The 18855-nt window shown below is 42.1% G+C and carries 17 protein-coding genes and 1 pseudogene; 1 reads left to right on the forward strand and 17 read right to left on the reverse strand.

Annotated elements, in window-relative coordinates; genetic code table 11:
* Nucleotides 1–187: hypothetical protein (locus HNQ34_RS17300; RefSeq protein WP_221277455.1), on the forward strand; the 187-nt coding region annotated here is incomplete at its 5' end.
* A 685-nt stretch (nucleotides 188–872) separates the two neighbouring features.
* Here the strand turns inward: HNQ34_RS17300 and HNQ34_RS15105 are convergent.
* From HNQ34_RS15105 to HNQ34_RS15180, 17 genes and pseudogenes are all read right to left on the reverse strand, one after another.
* Nucleotides 873–1187 (reverse strand): YbjQ family protein, encoded by a 315-nt coding sequence (locus HNQ34_RS15105; RefSeq protein ID WP_183256021.1) that lies wholly within the window; start codon nucleotides 1185–1187, stop codon nucleotides 873–875.
* A gap of 116 nt (nucleotides 1188–1303) precedes the next feature.
* Complete coding sequence (locus HNQ34_RS15110; RefSeq protein WP_183256023.1) at nucleotides 1304–2221, reverse strand: aldo/keto reductase; 918 nt, start codon at nucleotides 2219–2221, stop codon at nucleotides 1304–1306.
* Between the two features lie 90 nt (nucleotides 2222–2311).
* Nucleotides 2312–2875, reverse strand: a complete 564-nt coding sequence (locus HNQ34_RS15115) for a Uma2 family endonuclease (RefSeq protein ID WP_183256025.1) — start codon at nucleotides 2873–2875, stop codon at nucleotides 2312–2314.
* Between the two features lie 358 nt (nucleotides 2876–3233).
* Nucleotides 3234–3860 carry an SdpI family protein gene (locus HNQ34_RS15120; protein WP_183256027.1) on the reverse strand — a complete coding sequence of 209 codons (627 nt, stop codon included), beginning with the start codon at nucleotides 3858–3860 and terminating at the stop codon, nucleotides 3234–3236.
* Nucleotides 3860–4135, reverse strand: a complete 276-nt coding sequence (locus tag HNQ34_RS15125) for an autorepressor SdpR family transcription factor (protein ID WP_183256029.1) — start codon at nucleotides 4133–4135, stop codon at nucleotides 3860–3862. Before HNQ34_RS15125 ends, HNQ34_RS15120 begins: the two co-directional genes overlap by 1 nt.
* 370 nt (nucleotides 4136–4505) lie before the next feature.
* A complete protein-coding gene (gene ahpF / locus HNQ34_RS15130; protein WP_183256031.1) occupies nucleotides 4506–6035 on the reverse strand; it encodes an alkyl hydroperoxide reductase subunit F in 1530 nt (509 codons plus the stop codon).
* Between the two features lie 12 nt (nucleotides 6036–6047).
* Nucleotides 6048–6611: an alkyl hydroperoxide reductase subunit C gene (gene ahpC, locus HNQ34_RS15135; RefSeq protein WP_183256034.1), complete on the reverse strand. Its 564-nt coding sequence runs from the start codon at nucleotides 6609–6611 to the stop codon at nucleotides 6048–6050.
* A 145-nt stretch (nucleotides 6612–6756) separates the two neighbouring features.
* The gene (locus tag HNQ34_RS15140) at nucleotides 6757–8181 is read right to left on the reverse strand and encodes a PH domain-containing protein (protein ID WP_183256036.1); all 1425 of its coding nucleotides are present in this window, start codon (nucleotides 8179–8181) and stop codon (nucleotides 6757–6759) included.
* Nucleotides 8174–8650 (reverse strand): PH domain-containing protein, encoded by a 477-nt coding sequence (locus HNQ34_RS15145; RefSeq protein ID WP_183256039.1) that lies wholly within the window; start codon nucleotides 8648–8650, stop codon nucleotides 8174–8176. Before HNQ34_RS15145 ends, HNQ34_RS15140 begins: the two co-directional genes overlap by 8 nt.
* Before the next feature lie 231 nt (nucleotides 8651–8881).
* Nucleotides 8882–9421 carry a YpiB family protein gene (locus HNQ34_RS15150; RefSeq protein WP_183256041.1) on the reverse strand — a complete coding sequence of 180 codons (540 nt, stop codon included), beginning with the start codon at nucleotides 9419–9421 and terminating at the stop codon, nucleotides 8882–8884.
* Between the two features lie 53 nt (nucleotides 9422–9474).
* Nucleotides 9475–9658, reverse strand: a pseudogene (locus HNQ34_RS17595) (DUF4351 domain-containing protein); the annotation flags it as partial.
* A gap of 833 nt (nucleotides 9659–10491) precedes the next feature.
* Entirely contained in the window at nucleotides 10492–10791 is a 300-nt protein-coding gene (locus tag HNQ34_RS15155) for a nucleotidyltransferase domain-containing protein (protein WP_409978381.1), read from the reverse strand.
* Nucleotides 10772–11227 (reverse strand): HI0074 family nucleotidyltransferase substrate-binding subunit, encoded by a 456-nt coding sequence (locus HNQ34_RS15160; protein ID WP_183256045.1) that lies wholly within the window; start codon nucleotides 11225–11227, stop codon nucleotides 10772–10774. Before HNQ34_RS15160 ends, HNQ34_RS15155 begins: the two co-directional genes overlap by 20 nt.
* A gap of 246 nt (nucleotides 11228–11473) precedes the next feature.
* Nucleotides 11474–11641 carry a hypothetical protein gene (locus HNQ34_RS15165; protein WP_183256047.1) on the reverse strand — a complete coding sequence of 56 codons (168 nt, stop codon included), beginning with the start codon at nucleotides 11639–11641 and terminating at the stop codon, nucleotides 11474–11476.
* Nucleotides 11642–11668: 27 nt separating this feature from the next.
* Nucleotides 11669–14023 (reverse strand): pPIWI_RE module domain-containing protein, encoded by a 2355-nt coding sequence (locus HNQ34_RS15170; RefSeq protein ID WP_183256049.1) that lies wholly within the window; start codon nucleotides 14021–14023, stop codon nucleotides 11669–11671.
* Nucleotides 13995–17246, reverse strand: coding sequence for a hypothetical protein (locus HNQ34_RS15175; protein ID WP_183256051.1), 3252 nt, complete (start codon nucleotides 17244–17246; stop codon nucleotides 13995–13997). Before HNQ34_RS15175 ends, HNQ34_RS15170 begins: the two co-directional genes overlap by 29 nt.
* Entirely contained in the window at nucleotides 17230–18357 is a 1128-nt protein-coding gene (locus HNQ34_RS15180) for a restriction endonuclease-related protein (protein WP_183256053.1), read from the reverse strand. The genes HNQ34_RS15175 and HNQ34_RS15180 overlap by 17 nt, the downstream gene beginning before the upstream one ends.
* Between the last annotated feature and the right edge of the window lie 498 nt (nucleotides 18358–18855).

An 18855-nucleotide genomic window follows, 5' to 3' on the forward strand; every position in this document is an offset into this window, starting at 1 on the left:
AATGGGCAAGGGCTGCTTTCCTATGCCCTTTTTTTCTGCCCTTGCCCTTACTGACCCTTTCTTTCCTTTGGCGAGTGTTGGTCAAGGGCGAATCCCTTTCCGCAATCTCCTTCATTTTCCTTCAAAAGGTAGCTCACAGGCATTTTTCATAGATTTTTTGACGCTACCCTCTTTGATTATCATATAACAATATACTTATATAAGCAAGTAAAAATAATTTGCCGATCGGTCCCCTCTTTCCTAAGTCCGATACACTTACTAGGCAAACCAATCATTCCTCAGCTTTATATAAGAAATGACGAGAGTAGTGTTGAGCGAAAAAAGAGAGCCGCTCATAGGATATAGTCGATGAATAAAACCTAATAGTTCCTTATATTTCGGTTTTTATAGGAAAAGGAAACATTTGTTTTTGCTAACATAAAATTGAGCCACTTCGCTCGTAAAAACGTGAGCCACTCCATTTCCAGCGAAAACACTGTCTTGATATGGAGTGAGAGGCATGATAGGCTTGTTGCCTATCGAAACACCTTGATGTGTCGCCTTTCGAGTGAAATCATGCCTCTAGAGGCTCCATGTCAAGACGCCCCAAATTTACCATTTGTCAATTTTTAAGTGGCTCACAAGGATGTAATCGGAGTGGCTCAAAATTCAATTAGCAAATACAACATTTCAAAAATGTATGTCTTGCTTAGGATTTTGTACCTCAAGCAAGTTGTCACTTCGTTTTTTTTCTAAGGATCATCGGAGCGTGACAGGCACTTAATGTAAACGAGAGCAATCATCTACGAGAAATCGGTAAAAATAAAAAAGAGCCGAACACTCCGGCTCTAATTCACGTTTCATTCGAATTCATCAAAAGCAACAAGCGGCTATTATTTTATTTTTACCGCCGTTCCGGTTGCGATGCACATCATCATGCCGTCTCTTAATGTTTCAAAATCAAGATCCACACCAATAACGGCGTTGGCTCCCATGTTTTTTGCTTTACTTACCATCTCTCGTATTGCCATTTCTCTCCCTTCTGCAAGTTTGCTTTCATACGTTCCGCTTCGTCCGCCAATAATATCGGTAATGCTGGCTAAAAAATCACGTACAACATTCGCACCCAATATCACTTCACCCGCAACGATTCCTAAATATTCTTCAATTTCTTTTCCTTCAACGTTATTTGTAGTTGTTACAATCATCTTGTTCGCCCTCCTCATGTCTTAAAAAAGTAACTTTATTACGATATTCTACAAAACATAAGAAAATACCTCTCGTTACTACTAGTTTTTCGCTTGTATCACAATTAGGCCAAATCTTACGGCAAGCGATTTCCTGCCGCACGATAAATCTCATACCATTCTGGCCGTGATAGCTGTACGTTGCTTGCTGCGCAAATCTCCTTTAAGCGAGCAATGTTCGTCGTTCCAATGATGACTTGCATGTTCGCCGGGTGCCGTAAAATCCAAGCGACCGCAATCGCTGACTTACTTACCCCTTTTTCCTCGGCTAGCCGTCCGAGTACCTCATTTACCTCCGGAAATTTCTCGTTGTCGATGAAAACCCCTTCAAAAAAGCCGTATTGAAACGGCGACCACGCCTGTAGCGTAATATTTTTGAGACGACAATACTCTAAAATGCTGCCGTCACGGTCGATCGCGCCATCAAATAACGTGTTGGCTTGAATGCCGCTTGTGACCATATTCGCATGCATCACGCTAAACTGCATTTGGTTAATAATAATCGGCTGTTGCACATAAGATTTCAATAGCTCAATTTGCATGCTGTTAAAATTACTGACACCAAAATGGCGAACTTTTCCGCTTGCTTGTAGCCGTTCAAATGCCTCCGCTACTTCCTCAGGCTCCATTAATGTATCTGGCCGGTGAAGAAGCAAGATGTCTAAATAGTCGGTTTGGAGCCGCCGTAAAATCCCATCTACCGAAGTTAAAATATGCTCTTTCGAAAGATCGTAATAGCCATCACGAATCGAACATTTGCTTTGGATTTGGATGCGTTCACGCAAATCAGGGCGAGAGGCGAGCACTTCACCAAACAACTCTTCGCAACGCCCTTTGCCATAAATATCCGCGTGGTCAAACATCGTAATTCCTGCTTCGAGCGCTTCGTCTACATAACGCGACAGTTCTGAAACCGACATATTCGCAATTCTCATGCACCCTAGCACAATTTCCGAAGCCATGAGCCCAGATTTCCCAATATTGACTTGTTCCATTCCTCCATCCTCCTTGTGAAACTAATCATTCTCCATGAAAGATTAAACATACACAAGATCTTTTCGATAAAACCCTTGTGTATGTCACAACTAACTAAAAATCTTTGTTACATCAAGCGAAAATGCGGGAAAAACAGATGAACATATGTTTCCTTTTTCCTTGATCACATCAATCTGGTCGTATTGACCTCGTTCGTTTAGCGCATAAACTTGTATGCTATTTAGCATCGGATTGACAATCCAATATTCTTTTACTCCATAGCGCATATAAATATTTAGCTTAAAAACTAAATCATGCGCTTGATTGGATGGACTTAAAATTTCTATGATCCATGTAGGCACACCAACATATTTCTGATCTTGCAACCCTTCTTTATCACAAATGACGCATAAATCAGGAATGACAATATGTTTTTCGTCAATCTCATCGCTGTACAACTCAACATCAAATGGGGCATGAAACACTTCACAATCTGTTCCTTCAAAAAAGTGAAAAAGTTTAACGTATATGCGTCCAGATATTCGCTGATGCTTTGTAGACGGTGAAGGAGTCATACATACAACCCCATTCATATATTCCAACCGTTTATCTGTTGCCTCTTTTAATTTATAATACTCCTCCAACGAGATCAAACGTTGCTTAGCGACGTTCACCAAATCACTCCTTTTTTACTCCATTATACTTTCCCTTTGGAATTGCTTCTATATAAATACAGCTGGGAAGTTTAACTTATGGCGGACGAAAAAGTAGACTCCCTATTTTTTCGACTGTCGGAGGTAAGTCTGTGACTGGCCTTCGTCACGCCTTCGCGTGACAGAGGACCGAACAACCAACCGCTTCACCGACAAATGCATTTGTCTGGAAGCGGTGTTGTTCGGTCATACGACAGTCGAAACATACCGATTACTCCATAAAAGGCGAAAACGTCAAATTGCATTTATATATAGCGAACTGTGTCCCGATTCACTCAACGGCACGCAAAATGAAAATAAATAACTAACGATCTCCTCTTCATTTACGCGAAAATACATACGACTGTATCATCATATAAATCGTGCCGACAAATACGATCATTATAAGGAGAACAAAGCGCCATACACTTTCTACAAATATTGTTAGCATAATCAGTACGCCCATGATGACAAATACTTTGCCGCCAAGGCGGTGCGTTTTTTGCCAAACCGTTTCGTTTTCTAACGTCCACGGGGTGCGAATGCCGATGAAATAGTTCGGTTTAATTTTTGGTAGATAGTTTCCAAGGACAATAAATAATACTCCTATTCCAATCGGAATAAATAGGTCAATTTGAACAGGAATCCCGACATTGTATGCAAGCGTACCGAGATGAAGCGTGAAAAAGAAAGTGACGAGCACGTTTAAAAAAAGACGATATACCCCTTGAAACTTCTCGTAATTTTCTTTTCTCGGATCTAATTTCGGGAGGGCGGCCAACAACACAACGATGCCTGTTAAAAAAAGTGGAAATAAAAGTGCTCCCCACCATTTGTTCGCAAAGCCGTCTGCTTCTCCGGCGGCGTTCCAATGAATCGCTACCTCGTTTGGCAAATACGGAATCGCCACGAAGCTCACAACATAACTACATACAATCAAACTGATGACGAACACGTTTTTCTTCATCATTGTTCACCTTCTTTTTGTAATATATCGTAAAACCAGCTCATTAAGTCTTGGAAAACGGTCGTATTTAATGAATAGTAAATATGCTGGCCGACGCGCCGGTCTTCAATTAAGTCCGCTTGCTTTAATATTTTTAAATGATGAGAGACGCTCGGCTTTTGCATCGCAAAATGATCAGCAATTTCCCCTGCTGTTAAGTCCCCTTTTTTTAATAGCGAAAGGATTTTTCTTCTGTTCGGATCGGCAATCGCTTTAAACGCCTCATTAAACGACATCACACGCTCACCAACTTTCCTTTAGATATTTAGACAAATTTCTAAATATCGATCAAAAAAATTAGATATTTAGATAAATTTCTAATTACATGATATTCCATAACGTGTTTGTATGTCAATCATTTTTCCACGACATAAGAAAAGAGCAGCAAACAAGGTGCCCTTTATAGCAGACTAAGCAATGCTTTACATAAGACAAAACGCATGGTAATGAAGGTAAAAGTCCCCCCTCCACTATGCGACTTTAGACAATACAAAGATACATTATCCGCACTTAAAATTCCGACAAATGCGATATGCTCGTCCTTACGCCCATCTTTCCAAAAAAAGAGAGCCATCATTGTGATGTGGCTCTCTGAACAATAAATATTTAATTTCGAATGAGATAGTCAAACGCCCCTAATGCTGCTGTAGCACCTGACCCCATTGAAATAATGATCTGCTTATAGGCACTATCCGTGCAGTCCCCTGCCGCAAAGACGCCTGGAACATTTGTCGCACCATGTTTATCGACAATAATTTCGCCGAAACGATTGCGTTCCACTGTTCCGTCTAACCAATCGGTATTTGGCACAAGACCGATTTGAACAAATACCCCTTGCAATTCAATATGATGCTCTTCTCCTGTTGCTCGGTCGATATACGTGATGCCATTGACTTTATCTGTACCCGTAATTTCTTTCGTTTGCGCATTTTTGATGACCGTCACGTTCGGCAAGCTATACAAGCGGTCTTGTAACACAGCGTCCGCTTTTAATTCTGGCGCAAATTCAAGAACGGTGACATGTTTGGCAATTCCTGCAAGGTCAATCGCTGCTTCGATACCAGAGTTACCGCCGCCAATGACCGCGACATGTTTTCCTTCAAACAACGGACCGTCACAATGCGGGCAGTAGGCGACGCCTTTGTTTTTGAACTCCGCTTCGCCCGGTACACCAAGGTTGCGCCAGCGCGCACCTGTGGCGAGTATGACCGCTTTGCTTTTTAAAACAGCGCCATTTTCAAGCTCCACTTCAATCAAGTCTTTCTTTTCTAACCGTTTCGCACGCTGCAAGTTCATAATGTCGACGTTGTAATGTTTCACATGTTCTTCAAGGCTTGCGGCAAGCTTTGGACCTTCTGTATATTTGACGCTAATGAAGTTTTCAATGCCTAACGTATCTAAAATTTGCCCGCCAAAGCGTTCGGCAACAATGCCTGTACGAATGCCTTTACGGGCCGCATAAATGGCGGCCGTTGCCCCCGCAGGTCCGCCGCCGACAACAAGCACATCAAACGGTTCTTTTTCAGCAAACGCAGAGGCATCTGGCGCACTTCCCAATTTTGCGAGAATTTCCTCAAGCGACATGCGACCGCTAGCGAACGGTTCGCCGTTTAGGAATACGGTCGGAACTGCCATAATGCCTTTGCTTTCTGCTTCGTCCTTAAAGGCAGCACCATCAATCATCGTATGCGAAATGCCAGGGTTTAGGATGCTCATCAAGTTCAACGCTTGAACAACATCAGGACAATTATGGCATGTCAAACTAACGTAAGATTCGAAACGATATGTGCCTTTAATGTTTTTAATTTGGTCAATGACCGCTTGATCGACTTTTGGCGGTCTTCCGCTTACTTGAAGCAACGCGAGCACTAATGAAGTAAATTCGTGCCCTAAAGGGACACCGGCGAATGTTACACCAGTATCTTCGCCGATACGATTAACACTAAAGCTTGGCGTTCTCTGCAGCTGCGTTTTCTCTACTTTAATTTTCGGTGACATTGTCGCTAATTCATCGACTAAAGCGAGCATGTCGCGGGAAACACGATCGTCTCCCGCGCTCACTTTTAGAACAATGTCATTTTCTATCAATTGTAGATATTGGGCTAATTGCGCTTTTATTTCTGCATCCAATATCATGGCGATATCCCCTTAAATTTTCCCTACAAGATCAAGGCTTGGTTTAAGCGTTTCAGCCCCTTCTTGCCATTTCGCTGGGCAAACTTCCCCTGGATGGTTGCGAACGTATTGTGCCGCTTTAATTTTGTTAATAAGCGTGCTTGCGTCACGGCCAATACCGTCAGCATTAATTTCAACAGCTTGGATGACGCCGTCTGGATCGATGATGAACGTACCGCGTTGCGCAAGGCCTGTTTCTTCATCAAGCACATCAAACATGCGAGATAGCTTTTGCGAAGGGTCGCCGATCATCACGTACTCGATTTTGCTGATGGCTGGAGACGTATCGTGCCATGCTTTATGTGTGAAGTGTGTGTCTGTTGAAACAGAATATACTTCAACACCAAGCTCTTTTAATGTCGCATATTGATTTTGTAGGTCTTCTAATTCTGTTGGGCATACGAATGTAAAGTCCGCTGGATAGAAGCAAACAACACTCCATTTTCCTTGGAAGTTTTGTTCCGTAACATCAATAAACTCCCCATTATGATACGCTTTTGCTTGGAATGGTTGTACTTGTTTTCCGATTAAAGACATTGCTCATCTACCTCCTGAAAATAGTGGTTTGTTAAATTATAATAATTTTAATTCGATATTTATTATCATATAGTAGTATCTATTTGTCAATACATATGATTTAATTTCTTTCGATCTTAGTTATGGAATGTGCAAAACTATTGTTTCACTGCATCCACGTATACACCGCTTCCGCTTCTTTTTCGTCAACGTCCGTGACTTTGGAAAACATTTTGGGCATAACAGCGACGGCAAGCGTACTAAGCTGCTTCCGTTTCTGAAGCCACGTTGCGGATGTTGCGACAGATTGGATGCGGTATTTTAGCATATAAATCGTTTGGATACGGAACATACCGCTTCGCAAAGCCAGTTGATTCGCCGAAATCGCCCATCCCGCCATTTGATAGCTTTTATAGCCAAGATAACTAACGATCGGCAATAAAAGCAGCAGTCCCATTCCCCATGGCCGTAAAACATAAGCGACCATACCTATCGGAATCGCAAACACGTACACAGGACGAAGCATATAGCGAACACGTGCCCGTTGAGGTAGCGCCTGAAATTCATGATGAATATGGTACTCTGGAAGGCAAGCAGCAATAACGGAAGCAGCTCGTTCCTTTTTCATAAACGGACAAAAGACGACACTCCCACTCTCTCCGCCGTCTAACGAACCTCCGGCATGAATGATATGCACAGAGACATAACCAAGCAAGCGTTGAACCACGTTTTCTTTTATTATAATCCCCTGTACTCGCTTCCTTGATACGGTGAGAAGTTGTTTTTCAAATAATCCCCGTGAAATAACAATCATGTCTTCTTGTTTTCGAACCGTAAAAAACGCGTAGCGCAGCAGATGACGCCCGACAGAAATAGCATAGGCCACTACGAACAAAACAAAAATTGCCACTACGCCAGACAATGTATTGCGGACAAACCCAAGCGCTTGCACCTTGCGATATAAAGCATCGTACGAAATAAAATCGTCCAACTGAGAAATAAAGGCGGCGATTGCTGCTAGTACGCCAAACACTCCGCCACTTGTGACCGATAATAAAAACACGTCGCGAAAACGAAGAGAGAAAACAATATCGTTTGGCTGTTCCGAACGATTAATTAATTCGATCGTTTCATCATGAACGACACCTTCTTTCACTTTTCGAATTTGTCGCGCGATTTGCTCTGCCTCTTTTTTTGTCACTGCCGTTAAAATCGCTTCTGCTTTCCCTAATTCATTGCCCGCCGTTTCGATGCGTACTTGAACCACTCCGACCAACCGCTGGAAAAAACCTGCCGAAATCGAAATCCCTTGAATGCGCTCAAAAGGAATGGAACGTTTTTTTCGAAGGAATACACCTTGTTCAATACATAACTCTCGTTCGTTTAGCTGGTACGTGAAACGAAGCCAAGTGAAAAATCCAATCAATGTCGTATACAAAAGAACAACGGTCGGAACCGCAATATTCCAGCCAAGCGAAACAGTACGGGCTTTCATCACTACTAGCACGAGCAGCGGAAACAACGTATCGATCAATTGTTTAGCAATATGGGAAATGATCGAAATCGGATGAAGCCTCTTTTTTTCAAACATCTCGATCGTCCACCTTGACAAATGCTGAAATCACATGGCGCAACTTCTCGGCTTCTTGTTCATCAAGCGCCGGAATTTCATGTACCGTTGCAGCTGTAAAAATAGTGATGGAAGCGAGTTTATACTTTTTTAACAACGGTCCTTGTTTTAAATCGACGTGTTGGACACGGCTCATTGGAATGAGCGTACGTTTGATGATCCATACCCCGTGCTCAATTTCAATTTCTTGTTCGCGTACATCGTAACGCCACCGTTGCCAACGCCAGCGCGGCCACAACAGAACAAACAAAAACAAATCGGCGAGAAACAAAACAGCGAGCAAAAAAACAACCCATTTTGGCCCATCGAATTTCATAAGCAAAAAACAAACGATGATATACACAAGTAGAAATATAGTGAACCGAATCAACGCGTATATTCGCCAAACCGATACCGCCCGCTCGGAGATCCTCTTCGAAAGCTGTGCCATACTTTTTACATCCTTTCACCAACTGCAATAATTTTCATCGACAAAAGTTCGTCTCACTCCTATATTTCTTTATTTTACCATAAATGACGGCTAAAACGTTCATGAACAAGCTTTGCTCGCCACCCAAGCATGAAAATATTCACACACGGATCGTTATTTTCACAGAAAACAGAGAGCCACGCTACGACTCTCTGTTTCTACAAATCTCGACAATCCTTGTGGGGCGACAACCTAATCATATTTTTTCAATTCCTCTGTTAACTTTTGAAACAGGGCGACATCTTTTCGATCAAGCGCTTGGTCAATTTGCATCTTCAAAATCGAAACTTCATGGCGCTTTAACGCTTCGTCCAACACTTGCTCGGCGGCTTTAGCCATTTTTTCATTGTATTCGTGCCTCCGGACATTTTCAAACGCCCGATGATCAATGAGCCTAAGATAAGAAAAATTTCTTGTCTTTCCAGGAAAATGGAGCGTCAAATAAAGCGGTTCATTCAGATGCAAAGCAAGGTCTCCTATAATCGTTGCCAAGCTGGTGCTTTTTTGACCGCGGCGATAAAATACGAGCCCTTCTTCCTCCGACATCATGGTCGAAATAATTAGCCACCGCGAGCTTTTTTGGTCTTTTTCAGTAAAATGGACAATTTCGAGCAGATGGTTATGTTGAAGCAAATAGTTCAACACAAATCGTGCATCTGGGTGCTTTAGACGGTAATTTTGCAAAAAGGAAGTTAAAAAATTGCGTTTTTCCAAACACGACACCCACTTCATCGCCACACCTCCTCATATAACTTATCCGTTAACAGCCGCAAAGCTTGCCATCATTGTTTCTCTCCGCCTGACAACTTCACATATGTTTCAAAAAAGCCGATTAACAGCCTCTGTTTAACTTCACCCAGCTCTAAACGAACATGAACAAAAATTGTTTTTCAGTTCGATCCGTTCACTTTCAGTATAACCCATTTTGCTCAGCAGCGCAGCAGCGATTGAGTTGTCGTTGCGAATGTATATAAATACAACTGGGAGGTTTAACTTATGGCTGACGAAAAAGTAGACTCCCTATTTTTTCGACTGACGAAGGCAAGTCACAGACTGGCCTTCGTCACGCCTTCGCGTGACAGAGGACCGAACAACACCGCTTCACAGACAAATGCATTTGTCTGGAAGCGGTGTTGTTCGGTCACCCGACAGTCGAAACATACCGATTACTCCATAAAAGACGAAAACGTTAAAGTTCCAAATTGCATTTATATAGTTGCTCCATTTTGTTTGCGTAGTTCGACGGTGAAAAAGCGAAAATCAAGGATCGCGCCAAACGGCGATTGAAGCGTAAACGTAGAAGGTTTGTCGCAGAGGGTGTCGTAGCTAAAAACAGCGATCGGAACGATTAAACAAACGTTCGTGGTTCACGGCCATCGAATCACCTCACATACGAAATTTCGGATAGTTGATCAAGCTCCATTCGCACAATCATGCGTAAAAATTGCTTTTTTAATTCCACTCGTTCACTTTCAGTATACCCCAAAATGTCCTTGACGCACCCAGTCACTAATATTAAGTCTAGAAATCAGGTCTGCAATATCTACATCTTCTTTGCCAATAATTTTTTTCTAAAATTTCTTTTTTATCAAACGAATCCACAGCATTTATTGTAGGGATCAATTGTAAAAGATCTTTTTTCTCGTTAAATACAGATATTTTTCTCTTCTATATTTCTTCAAGAGTATGCAACTCTCTTGTGTTATTATCCCCCTTTTGACGCTTATCACCATGCCAAAGACCCTGCCATTGGCGATCAAAATAGCGGGCGCTGGATGCTGATCCATCTGCCCGCTGAGCATTTATTCATTTCTCTCATAAATCACCATTCCATCGCGTTCGATTTGCCGCTCGATTTCTTGATTCAACGAATCGCAAAATAGCACATCGCACGAATAAACGCCGACAATGTCGTCGATATCACTGATCACTTTTCCTTTTTGCTTTCCCTTATAATCAATGCATAAATCAATATCGGAATGATGCCGCGCCGTATCTTTTGCGCGCGAGCCAAATAAAATTACTTTTTGAATCTCTTTCTCGCTTTGAAAATACGCGATTAGGCGCTCAAAGACATTTTTGTTAATTCCATGCGTCATGATCGATCACTTCTTCTTTAATTTTTTGCAACAACACTTCGATTTGCTGAACGTATTCATCAACAATTTTTTGCTTGATTTGTTCATAATCCTCTTCATTATATATATGAGCCGTTGCATTGCGCGAGCTTAATATATCGTTCCATATATCGATATTTTCAATCCATCCTTGCTTGAAAGCTTGCCGATAGCACGCTCTTGGGCTATGCAACTCCAATCCAGACGCCTTGAAAATCTTCGACAACAGCTTCCAAAGCTGATCTTCAAGAATCTCGTATTTTTTGACAATCGAATCTCTATACACTTCCCTCATCAATTTATCTTCGGTTGTGGCTTGTTGGGAAGCTGAAATAACGTTTTTTAAATGCAGCAATAGGCGAAACGCATATTGGTATGACAAAACGATCGATTCTTTATATTTGTCGAATAAGTCGCTCATGGATGCATCTCCTTCCAAATTTTTAACTTTCTCCGTCCACTTCTAGTGCCTTTTAAAAATTGCTCCATTAATTCATATATCGTTTCGTCTCTGACGCTTTCGGGGAGAAGTCCGTCTTGAAGAAGCAAGAGAATCGCTTCCATATGTTCATAAACAACATCTTCTTTTTCCTCGGACCTGCCGCCGTACATATTAAATTACTTAATAATACCGATTGCTTCCGCAAATTTCTTCCGATATTCGCGGTCATGTTTTTGTGCCGTTTCTTTGGCAGTCAAGCACCCTTTGCATTCTAAAAAAATCCAGCGCCCGTTCTTGAACACGTTTGTCCGATTGAATCAAGTTCAGCGCAAGCTCCAACAGTTCATCGTGGGAAAGCCGCTGAACCATTTTTTGTATATTTATGCACATCATTCCTTACGATCTTCCTGTTTTTTCGTTCTACAACACCATCTTAGCATATTCTTTCGCCTTTTGTGCAAGGTGTAGTGGCAACGGCATTAACGTGTCCATGTCATCGTATTGCAAGCTCGTTTGATTTCGCAGCTCATACGTGAGTAGAGCGAGTGTTTCCGGTGATTGTCCCTCTGCACAAATCGGGATGGTCAATTCTACGGCGGTCGATCGTGGCAAATTTTTGTTCGGTTGTTGAAGCTTTGTTTTTTTCGGATTGATTCCTTGTCCCACACCCTTTGGCTTTGAGCCGATATTAAAAAAGACGCGGTCATTGAACTGGAATACGCCCGTTGGAAACGAGCTTGCGATTTCCGTCATTTCACTGTATTCGTCGATGCTGTCAAACACCGTCCACTCCGGTGTTTCCCCTCCTTCTTCATCACGCAGGCGGACGATACTCACATTGCGAAATAGAGCAAACGGATGGACAGACGTATGAATGTGTTTATTTTGAAACCATTTCGTTGAGCCGCGGATGTTTTGCGCTTCGGCAAACAGTACGATGTGATCCGCCTGTACTTGCTGCAATGCGCCGCAAAGGAATGTATTCACCTCTTGCTCAGGCAGACGGTCGCTTTCTTTCGCCAGCATAAGCAGCCCTTCATGATACGGCATCCATCCTTTATGGGGAAGCGCCATTTTGATTTCGTTCGCATCGACTTGCACCATGATTGGATAATCGATTTGCTTTTGGCTCGTGCGTTTATTTCGCTGAATATTGTACAAGCCTATAAACGCCGTATTCTCATGCCGTTCCAACACCGCTTGTCCCCTTCGCGAAACAACGCCTGCTTGCCTAAACAAGTCTTCCACCGCTCTTTTAAAACGGTTTTCCGATGTAGTGTCATCTTCTGCCGGATCAATAGGGCGAATAAATTGCGTCCATTTGTTGTGATTGACGAACATATGCCTAATAAAATCTTTTGGGTCGATGCTATGGCGAAATTCGTCTTTATCCTTTAATTCAAAGAAGCAAAACGCTGGAGAAGCGTCGTTGTTCAACATTTTCCCGATGCGTTGGACTAAAAGCTTCTTTCCATTCGCCTCGTTGCTCTCGATATCCAACGACTCCGTAATGGCGCGTTCTTTTACAATAATTTTAGAGGATCCGTATGCATAAACGTTTTGTTCGTTCGGCGCTTCAATATCTAACGATTGAAACAATGTTTCTTTCACTTTCGCAAGCCATTCGGCATCGGAGTACCATATTTCAATCGTCATAGCAGGCGGTAGCTTTAATTGTGTTTTTTTTCTATTTTTTGAAGATGATTGAATTCTTTGGCAAACAGGAAACGGATCAACGTTGGATAACTGTTGGGCGATTGCCTTGGCAATCTCGATCCGCTCCTGAAAACCTGCCCCCGCACCGATTGGATGAGTCCCCCATAGATGAGTACCGTATGGTATAAATGTGTTAAATTCGTGGTTCTTTTCCCCTTCCAAATGGAGGCGTGGATTGTCAAACACCGCTTCAATCTCAGGCAGCAGCCTTCCATATCCCATTTCTTGCAACACATCGTTTGCTTGATGTTTCCACCTCAAATGCCCATTTCGTTTTTTCACCGATGCTTTGACCATCGGGGCCACATCAGCGATTCCGCTAATCCACGGGTACGTTCCTTGTAAATATACAGTAGCGCCTGTCTCTCGCAAAGAAGCTTTATGAGCCATCCAACGCACGGCGCTGACATAAATATAGAGGTAAGGAACCGATTCGAACGGGATGGTTTGCATTTTGAATGTCACTTTATATGAAAAATATTCGCGTTTTTTTCGAATCGTTACTTGTTCCGGTGGCCAGCTGATCCACTCGGCGCCTTGCGATAGAGGAACGCATACGTCAACAAAATGCAAATGCTTGCCCAAAGATGGGATGAACAGATTCTTATTAAGTTTTACAGAAATGATTTTCGGCACATATTGATAAGCAAAACCGTCGCTCAAGTCGGCTGTTCCTTGCTCATTAATGACGATATTCGCCACTCTTTCTTCCTCTTTCATCTCCATGCCACTTAGCACATCAGGAGGAAGGGGTTTGTGAAAATGAACAATATACCATGACTCGATGATATGCTTTAATAAATCAAGATCAACTGGATGACGAGAAAAGAGCCACGGCTCATTTGGATTAAAAAAAGCTCGGTTATTGACAAACAATAAATCCATCAATAACATTTGCATGGTGTCATGCAGCGAAACAACTGGCACTTTGTAATGCTTATGTTGCTCTATGAAATGCTTCCATACATACGGAACATAAACGCTGTATCCTTTAATTACATGGCTTTCTTTCATTGGAACGGCAAGTACTTTAATGAAGTTGCGCTGTTTCTTTCGCATTTTCGTCCACTAAAACTCCTTTCACATTTTTCAACCCTTGAATGATGGGTTCATACAATTTTTGCAAAATAAAAGAATCGTCTTGACAAGCAAATCCTTCTACTTCATCTTTCCAAGTCAAAATCAAGCTCGTTGCACAAGTGTCACGATTGGCGATTACGGTTTCAGGCGCAAAGCTTGCATCACATAACACGATTTTCGCTGGAACATTTCCGCGAATGAGACGGCCTGTAAGCTGCCATACAGGAACGAACAAATCCATCGTTAAATGCCTTCGCTCGGTCATATCCAAATACCGAAATCCTCTCTCGTTTAAAAGCATGCTTTTTTGGATCGCGTAAGCCGTCTTTCGCTGATGCAATATGGCTTCTCTAATGGTGTCATGCTTTTCACCTAGATGTAGAATTTGCTCTATCGTATAAGCGTTGAGTCGACTCACAATCCTTGACATATCAAAAGGTCTTGGATAAGGACGTACAAGAAACATAGCCGTATGAAAAGCGGCGACCTTCTTCGAATCAACCGTGCATAAAATATTGTGCCCGCGCTCTAACGCCAACAGCGGAACGACTAAAACAGATCCGTTCGATTTGACAAACGATGCGACTTTTTGTCTCGGCCATGCGCCTTCATCAAGTGATGCCCCATATTTCTTAGTTAAATAGTAAATGTCCTTTCGTTCAAACATGTTTCTCATCTCTTGACCAACAAGCTCTGCCTCTTCGTACGAACCAACCACCATAAGTAAACGCTTCCTACCGTCGCTTGCGCTTTCAAGTTCCTGATCAACAATTCCTGTTCGTTTGAGAGCTGCTACCGCTTCTTGAAGAGCTTGATTACGTTTATCTCCTTCTTTCCCAGAAACGCTAATTGGTTCGTTGTTTTGATTGTAAAGCGGCGCAAATACGACCTCCACTTTCGGAGGCTCTTCCCCTTCCTTTTCCATGAAGTAATGAACCGGCAATTGAATCTCGTACTTGGCGGAAAGTGGCGCTCTGCTTGTGCCTGATAACAAGATGACGGCCGCTCCCTTTTTTCCGTCTAGTGGCTCAAAAAAGCGATCGAGATGCGTAAGTATATACCGACCAACGCCGATGATTCGGGTGAACTTTAAAATTCCTCCTTTTGCATAAGCCTGTTCCTCGCTTTCATAGCGAAAACCCATTCCAATGCCGGTCGGCGAAATTGGCATAAGCCCTTCATAATCTTTCGGAGGACCTTGAAAGACCGATGCCATTTGTTCGATATCAATATGTTCAAATTCCGCTGAAATCACATCGAAACGCCGCACTAAATAAAACAAACATTTTTCAAGAAGAAGAATCGTTAAGGCAAACCGCAATTTTTTCTCTAACAAATATTTTCGATTTTGAAGTGTTAAGTTAAAACGTTTGCTTGTCAGTTCCAACCATTCCTTAATTAAAGCGGATGACTCTTCATCATCTTGGATCAGCTGGTTTGTAATTGACTTTAGCAATCGTAAAGAAGTGCTTTTTGACAATTTTCCACTTTCTTCGTCGTCTTGATAGAAACGAAGGAAATCATTTAACTCTCCCCAAAGCTTCTGAAACGCTGTGCTCACTTGATGCTGTTCATCATCGTTCTTTATATTCAACAAAGAAAGCGTAAATTGCAGCAACAATTTATAAGCAGTGAAATACTGTTTTCCAACAAAAGTGTAAATACCCCGTTCTTGTTGCAGCTGCGAATAGGCAAGATAAACGGCTGACATCGCATTTTGCAACGTGCGATTCCACTTGTCAATTTGCGGGTTTTTTAAAGCGAGCTTCGATTTATACAGTTCTTCATTCATTTTTCTATGAAGCCGCTCTAACCAGCTTGTCGGTGACCCAGCCACCTCTTCCTCAGGCGCAAAGATTTGATCCAACTGCGACTGCACCCGATCGGCCTCATCGACAAGAATCAAATGAGAACGACGGTACACATACTCCAACATCCTCATGCGAATGCCTGAAAGCGCTGGGGGAAATTCGCTATAAACAAGTCCTTGTATCGTCGCCACGAAAATCGTCGCATCCGATAAATCATGATAAGCATAATGATATGGGCATTCGAAAAAGTATGGGCAAATAACCGAGCGATTGTTTTGTTTGAGATGAAAGCACGGTGGTGGTCCATCCACGTCATGCTCTTGCATTTCTTGTATCATGCAAATGTCACATAAATAGCGCATCGCATGTTTTTGAAAGTTTTGAAGCGACGTGAACGATTCATCGATCGCTTGCATATAGTCATGAATATGCTGTTTTCGTTGGCGATAGCTGATGATTGGCACCGCTTTTATGCCGAGCGATTGAAAGTAATCGACCTTTGTTAAGACAGTGGCTACATCTCCAACAACAAGAGTCGTCACTTTGTTTTGGGTGTGTAAATAAAACGCCAATACATCCATCATCGTTGATTTGCCCGAAGAAAGCGTCCCAGCCCAATGCTGCGTCCCAGCAAGATACAATACATCTGTACGCGAATGTGATTGGATGCATTCGTGAAACACGAGCGGCTCAATTCGTTCTCGAAAGCGATGTTTGGCCTCCCCGAAAATCTCCCTTTCAAGCTCGTCAAGACTTCCTGCTGCTTCCAATAAATCTTTTTTTGTAATGAAAAACTCCTCTTTCGGCGTATAGTTTGTATCAAGCTTCTTTGTTTGTGATGATTGGATGTATGTAGGAATTTGAAATGAAAATTCTCGATGCATGTCTTTAAACTTCGTGTTAACATCGTGTGTTGCTATTTCTTTCGTCGCAGAAACATGTGGGATCACACCTGTAAGCAATTGTTCGTAAATCGCTGTACGGTCCGAATATTGAGTTAAGTTGTTCCATATGAGCTTTCCATCTTTATGAGAGAGATGGAGAAAGGTGTTCGGCACTTGCAAATGAAAATATTGTTCATACAAATGCGTGACGATGCCTTTTGATTTCCATGACGGCAACAGCACTTTCAAGTTGCTCCAAATTCTTTTTTGCCGATCGGAAAAACGTTGAAACAACGGCAAGTAAGTTCCTGAATACAAATAGGAAAGCTGTTCAACCGTCCACATTTTTTCAGGCAATAATTGCAATAAGCCATATGCAGCCGCTTCCCCTTTCACGATAATCCGCGCAACAGCACACGCTTCATCTTGTGGAAGTGACGTTTGTTCAAGACGCGTCTTTACTTCTTCTATTAAAGTGGAAAAATATTTTTCAAATCCTACTCGCACTCTCTGACACCTCCTGTTCCATGATTCTTTTTATATAACGAACAAAATCTTTGTCGGTCATGATCGTATATTCTTGTCGGCATAACACTTTTAATTTTTCGACATATTTTGTTCCACGGTAACTCGGTACGATTAAAAATGCACGATCATATTTCGTTGTTTCGGAAAACGGTTTGACATGGAATGCCAATTGATGCGGCGTCGCCCAATCTTTGACATCGATCGCCCAATTTTCTCCTTGTTGAAATTTGATCGCGATGTCGTACTCATCTTTGTCAGGATATAGCTCAAGCGCAAACGGTCCGCCATTCCTTCTCATTTTGTCAAGCTGATTATACAAATCGATTTCACTCACTCCCGGATCAACGATATAACGTCTAATGCCGCGCTTTACTCGCAATAAGCTGTTGCTATCTTCAAGAAAGCGGATATTTCCTTCCCAATTTCTCGTTAGTTTTTGGCATTTGTCGGTATCACATTGGTAACGACCATATACATCTTGATGTAACGTCCAGCCGCATCGTGGACAAATAGGAACGACAGACGTTAGCGGGATTCGTTCATAAAATAAATTGCACAGTTGCTGAAAAGAACAAGAGGGGAATTGTTTCACTTTCTTTAAAATCTTCGTATCCGCAACGCGAACAACCGGATGTTGAATCAAAAAGGTGCGTAAATGGCGATATTCCTCTTCACTCATTTTCCTTTTCATCTCTATAAACTCCGCCGTATCCTGCTCCAATACCGGATTCACGCCCTCCTGCGCAACCATGATACAAAAATCAGTAACCGAAATATCATATAAAACAGGCTCGGTGAAATCTTCTTCTAATGAAAATAATTCTGTAAATCGAGGATACGGCCAAGTTGTTAAAGGCGTACCTAGCCATTTCATTTGTCGATCCAGTGTAAGCGGAAATAAATCACCCGGAGCGACTCCATACTTTAACCCGATAAGATGCAAACGAGCCGAGGCTTTTTTCCAAGCAGAAGGCAACTCTTCCAATGTCCCTTCTTTATATTGCCGATCAAAATCTTGAATACCGCGCGCCAACAACGCCACCGTTTTTAATACTTGCTGTTGGTAGCTTTCTTCTTCCAACGGATGCAACAAATCCACCTCCACTTGACTATAATGATGCATGTATAAAAACACGAACAAAAAAGGCATCTCAGAAATTTCGTTGTCTGAGATGCCGGAGTGATGTAGTTATTGTTATTATAATTTATTTTTGGTTTTGGACAAGGGGGTTATGTTATAAACACAGGTGCGTTAAAATCTGATAACAAAAGCATCATTTTGTAATAACCTTCCAATCATCAGTTGTTAACTCTATTGTTTCGATCGCTTGTACACAAAAACGCTGTATACTTTGAGCACTTAAGTTCACCTCAATATACGCCCCATTTTTTAACTGACGTATAGCGCGAAACTTTTTGGGATCTCTTCCTAACCAATCTCGGGAACTGAACCATGATTTGTTCAAATTTTTCTGGCTCCAAATCTGCAATCGTATTCCTTGTATTTTTCCAAAACATCTCTCCATGAATGTACTTCAAATTGCTGACCTAATATAGTTCTTTTGGATTTGTTTCTGTCACTCTAACG

This window comes from Anoxybacteroides tepidamans (genome assembly GCF_014201465.1).
Lineage (GTDB): Bacteria > Bacillota > Bacilli > Bacillales > Anoxybacillaceae > Anoxybacteroides > Anoxybacteroides tepidamans.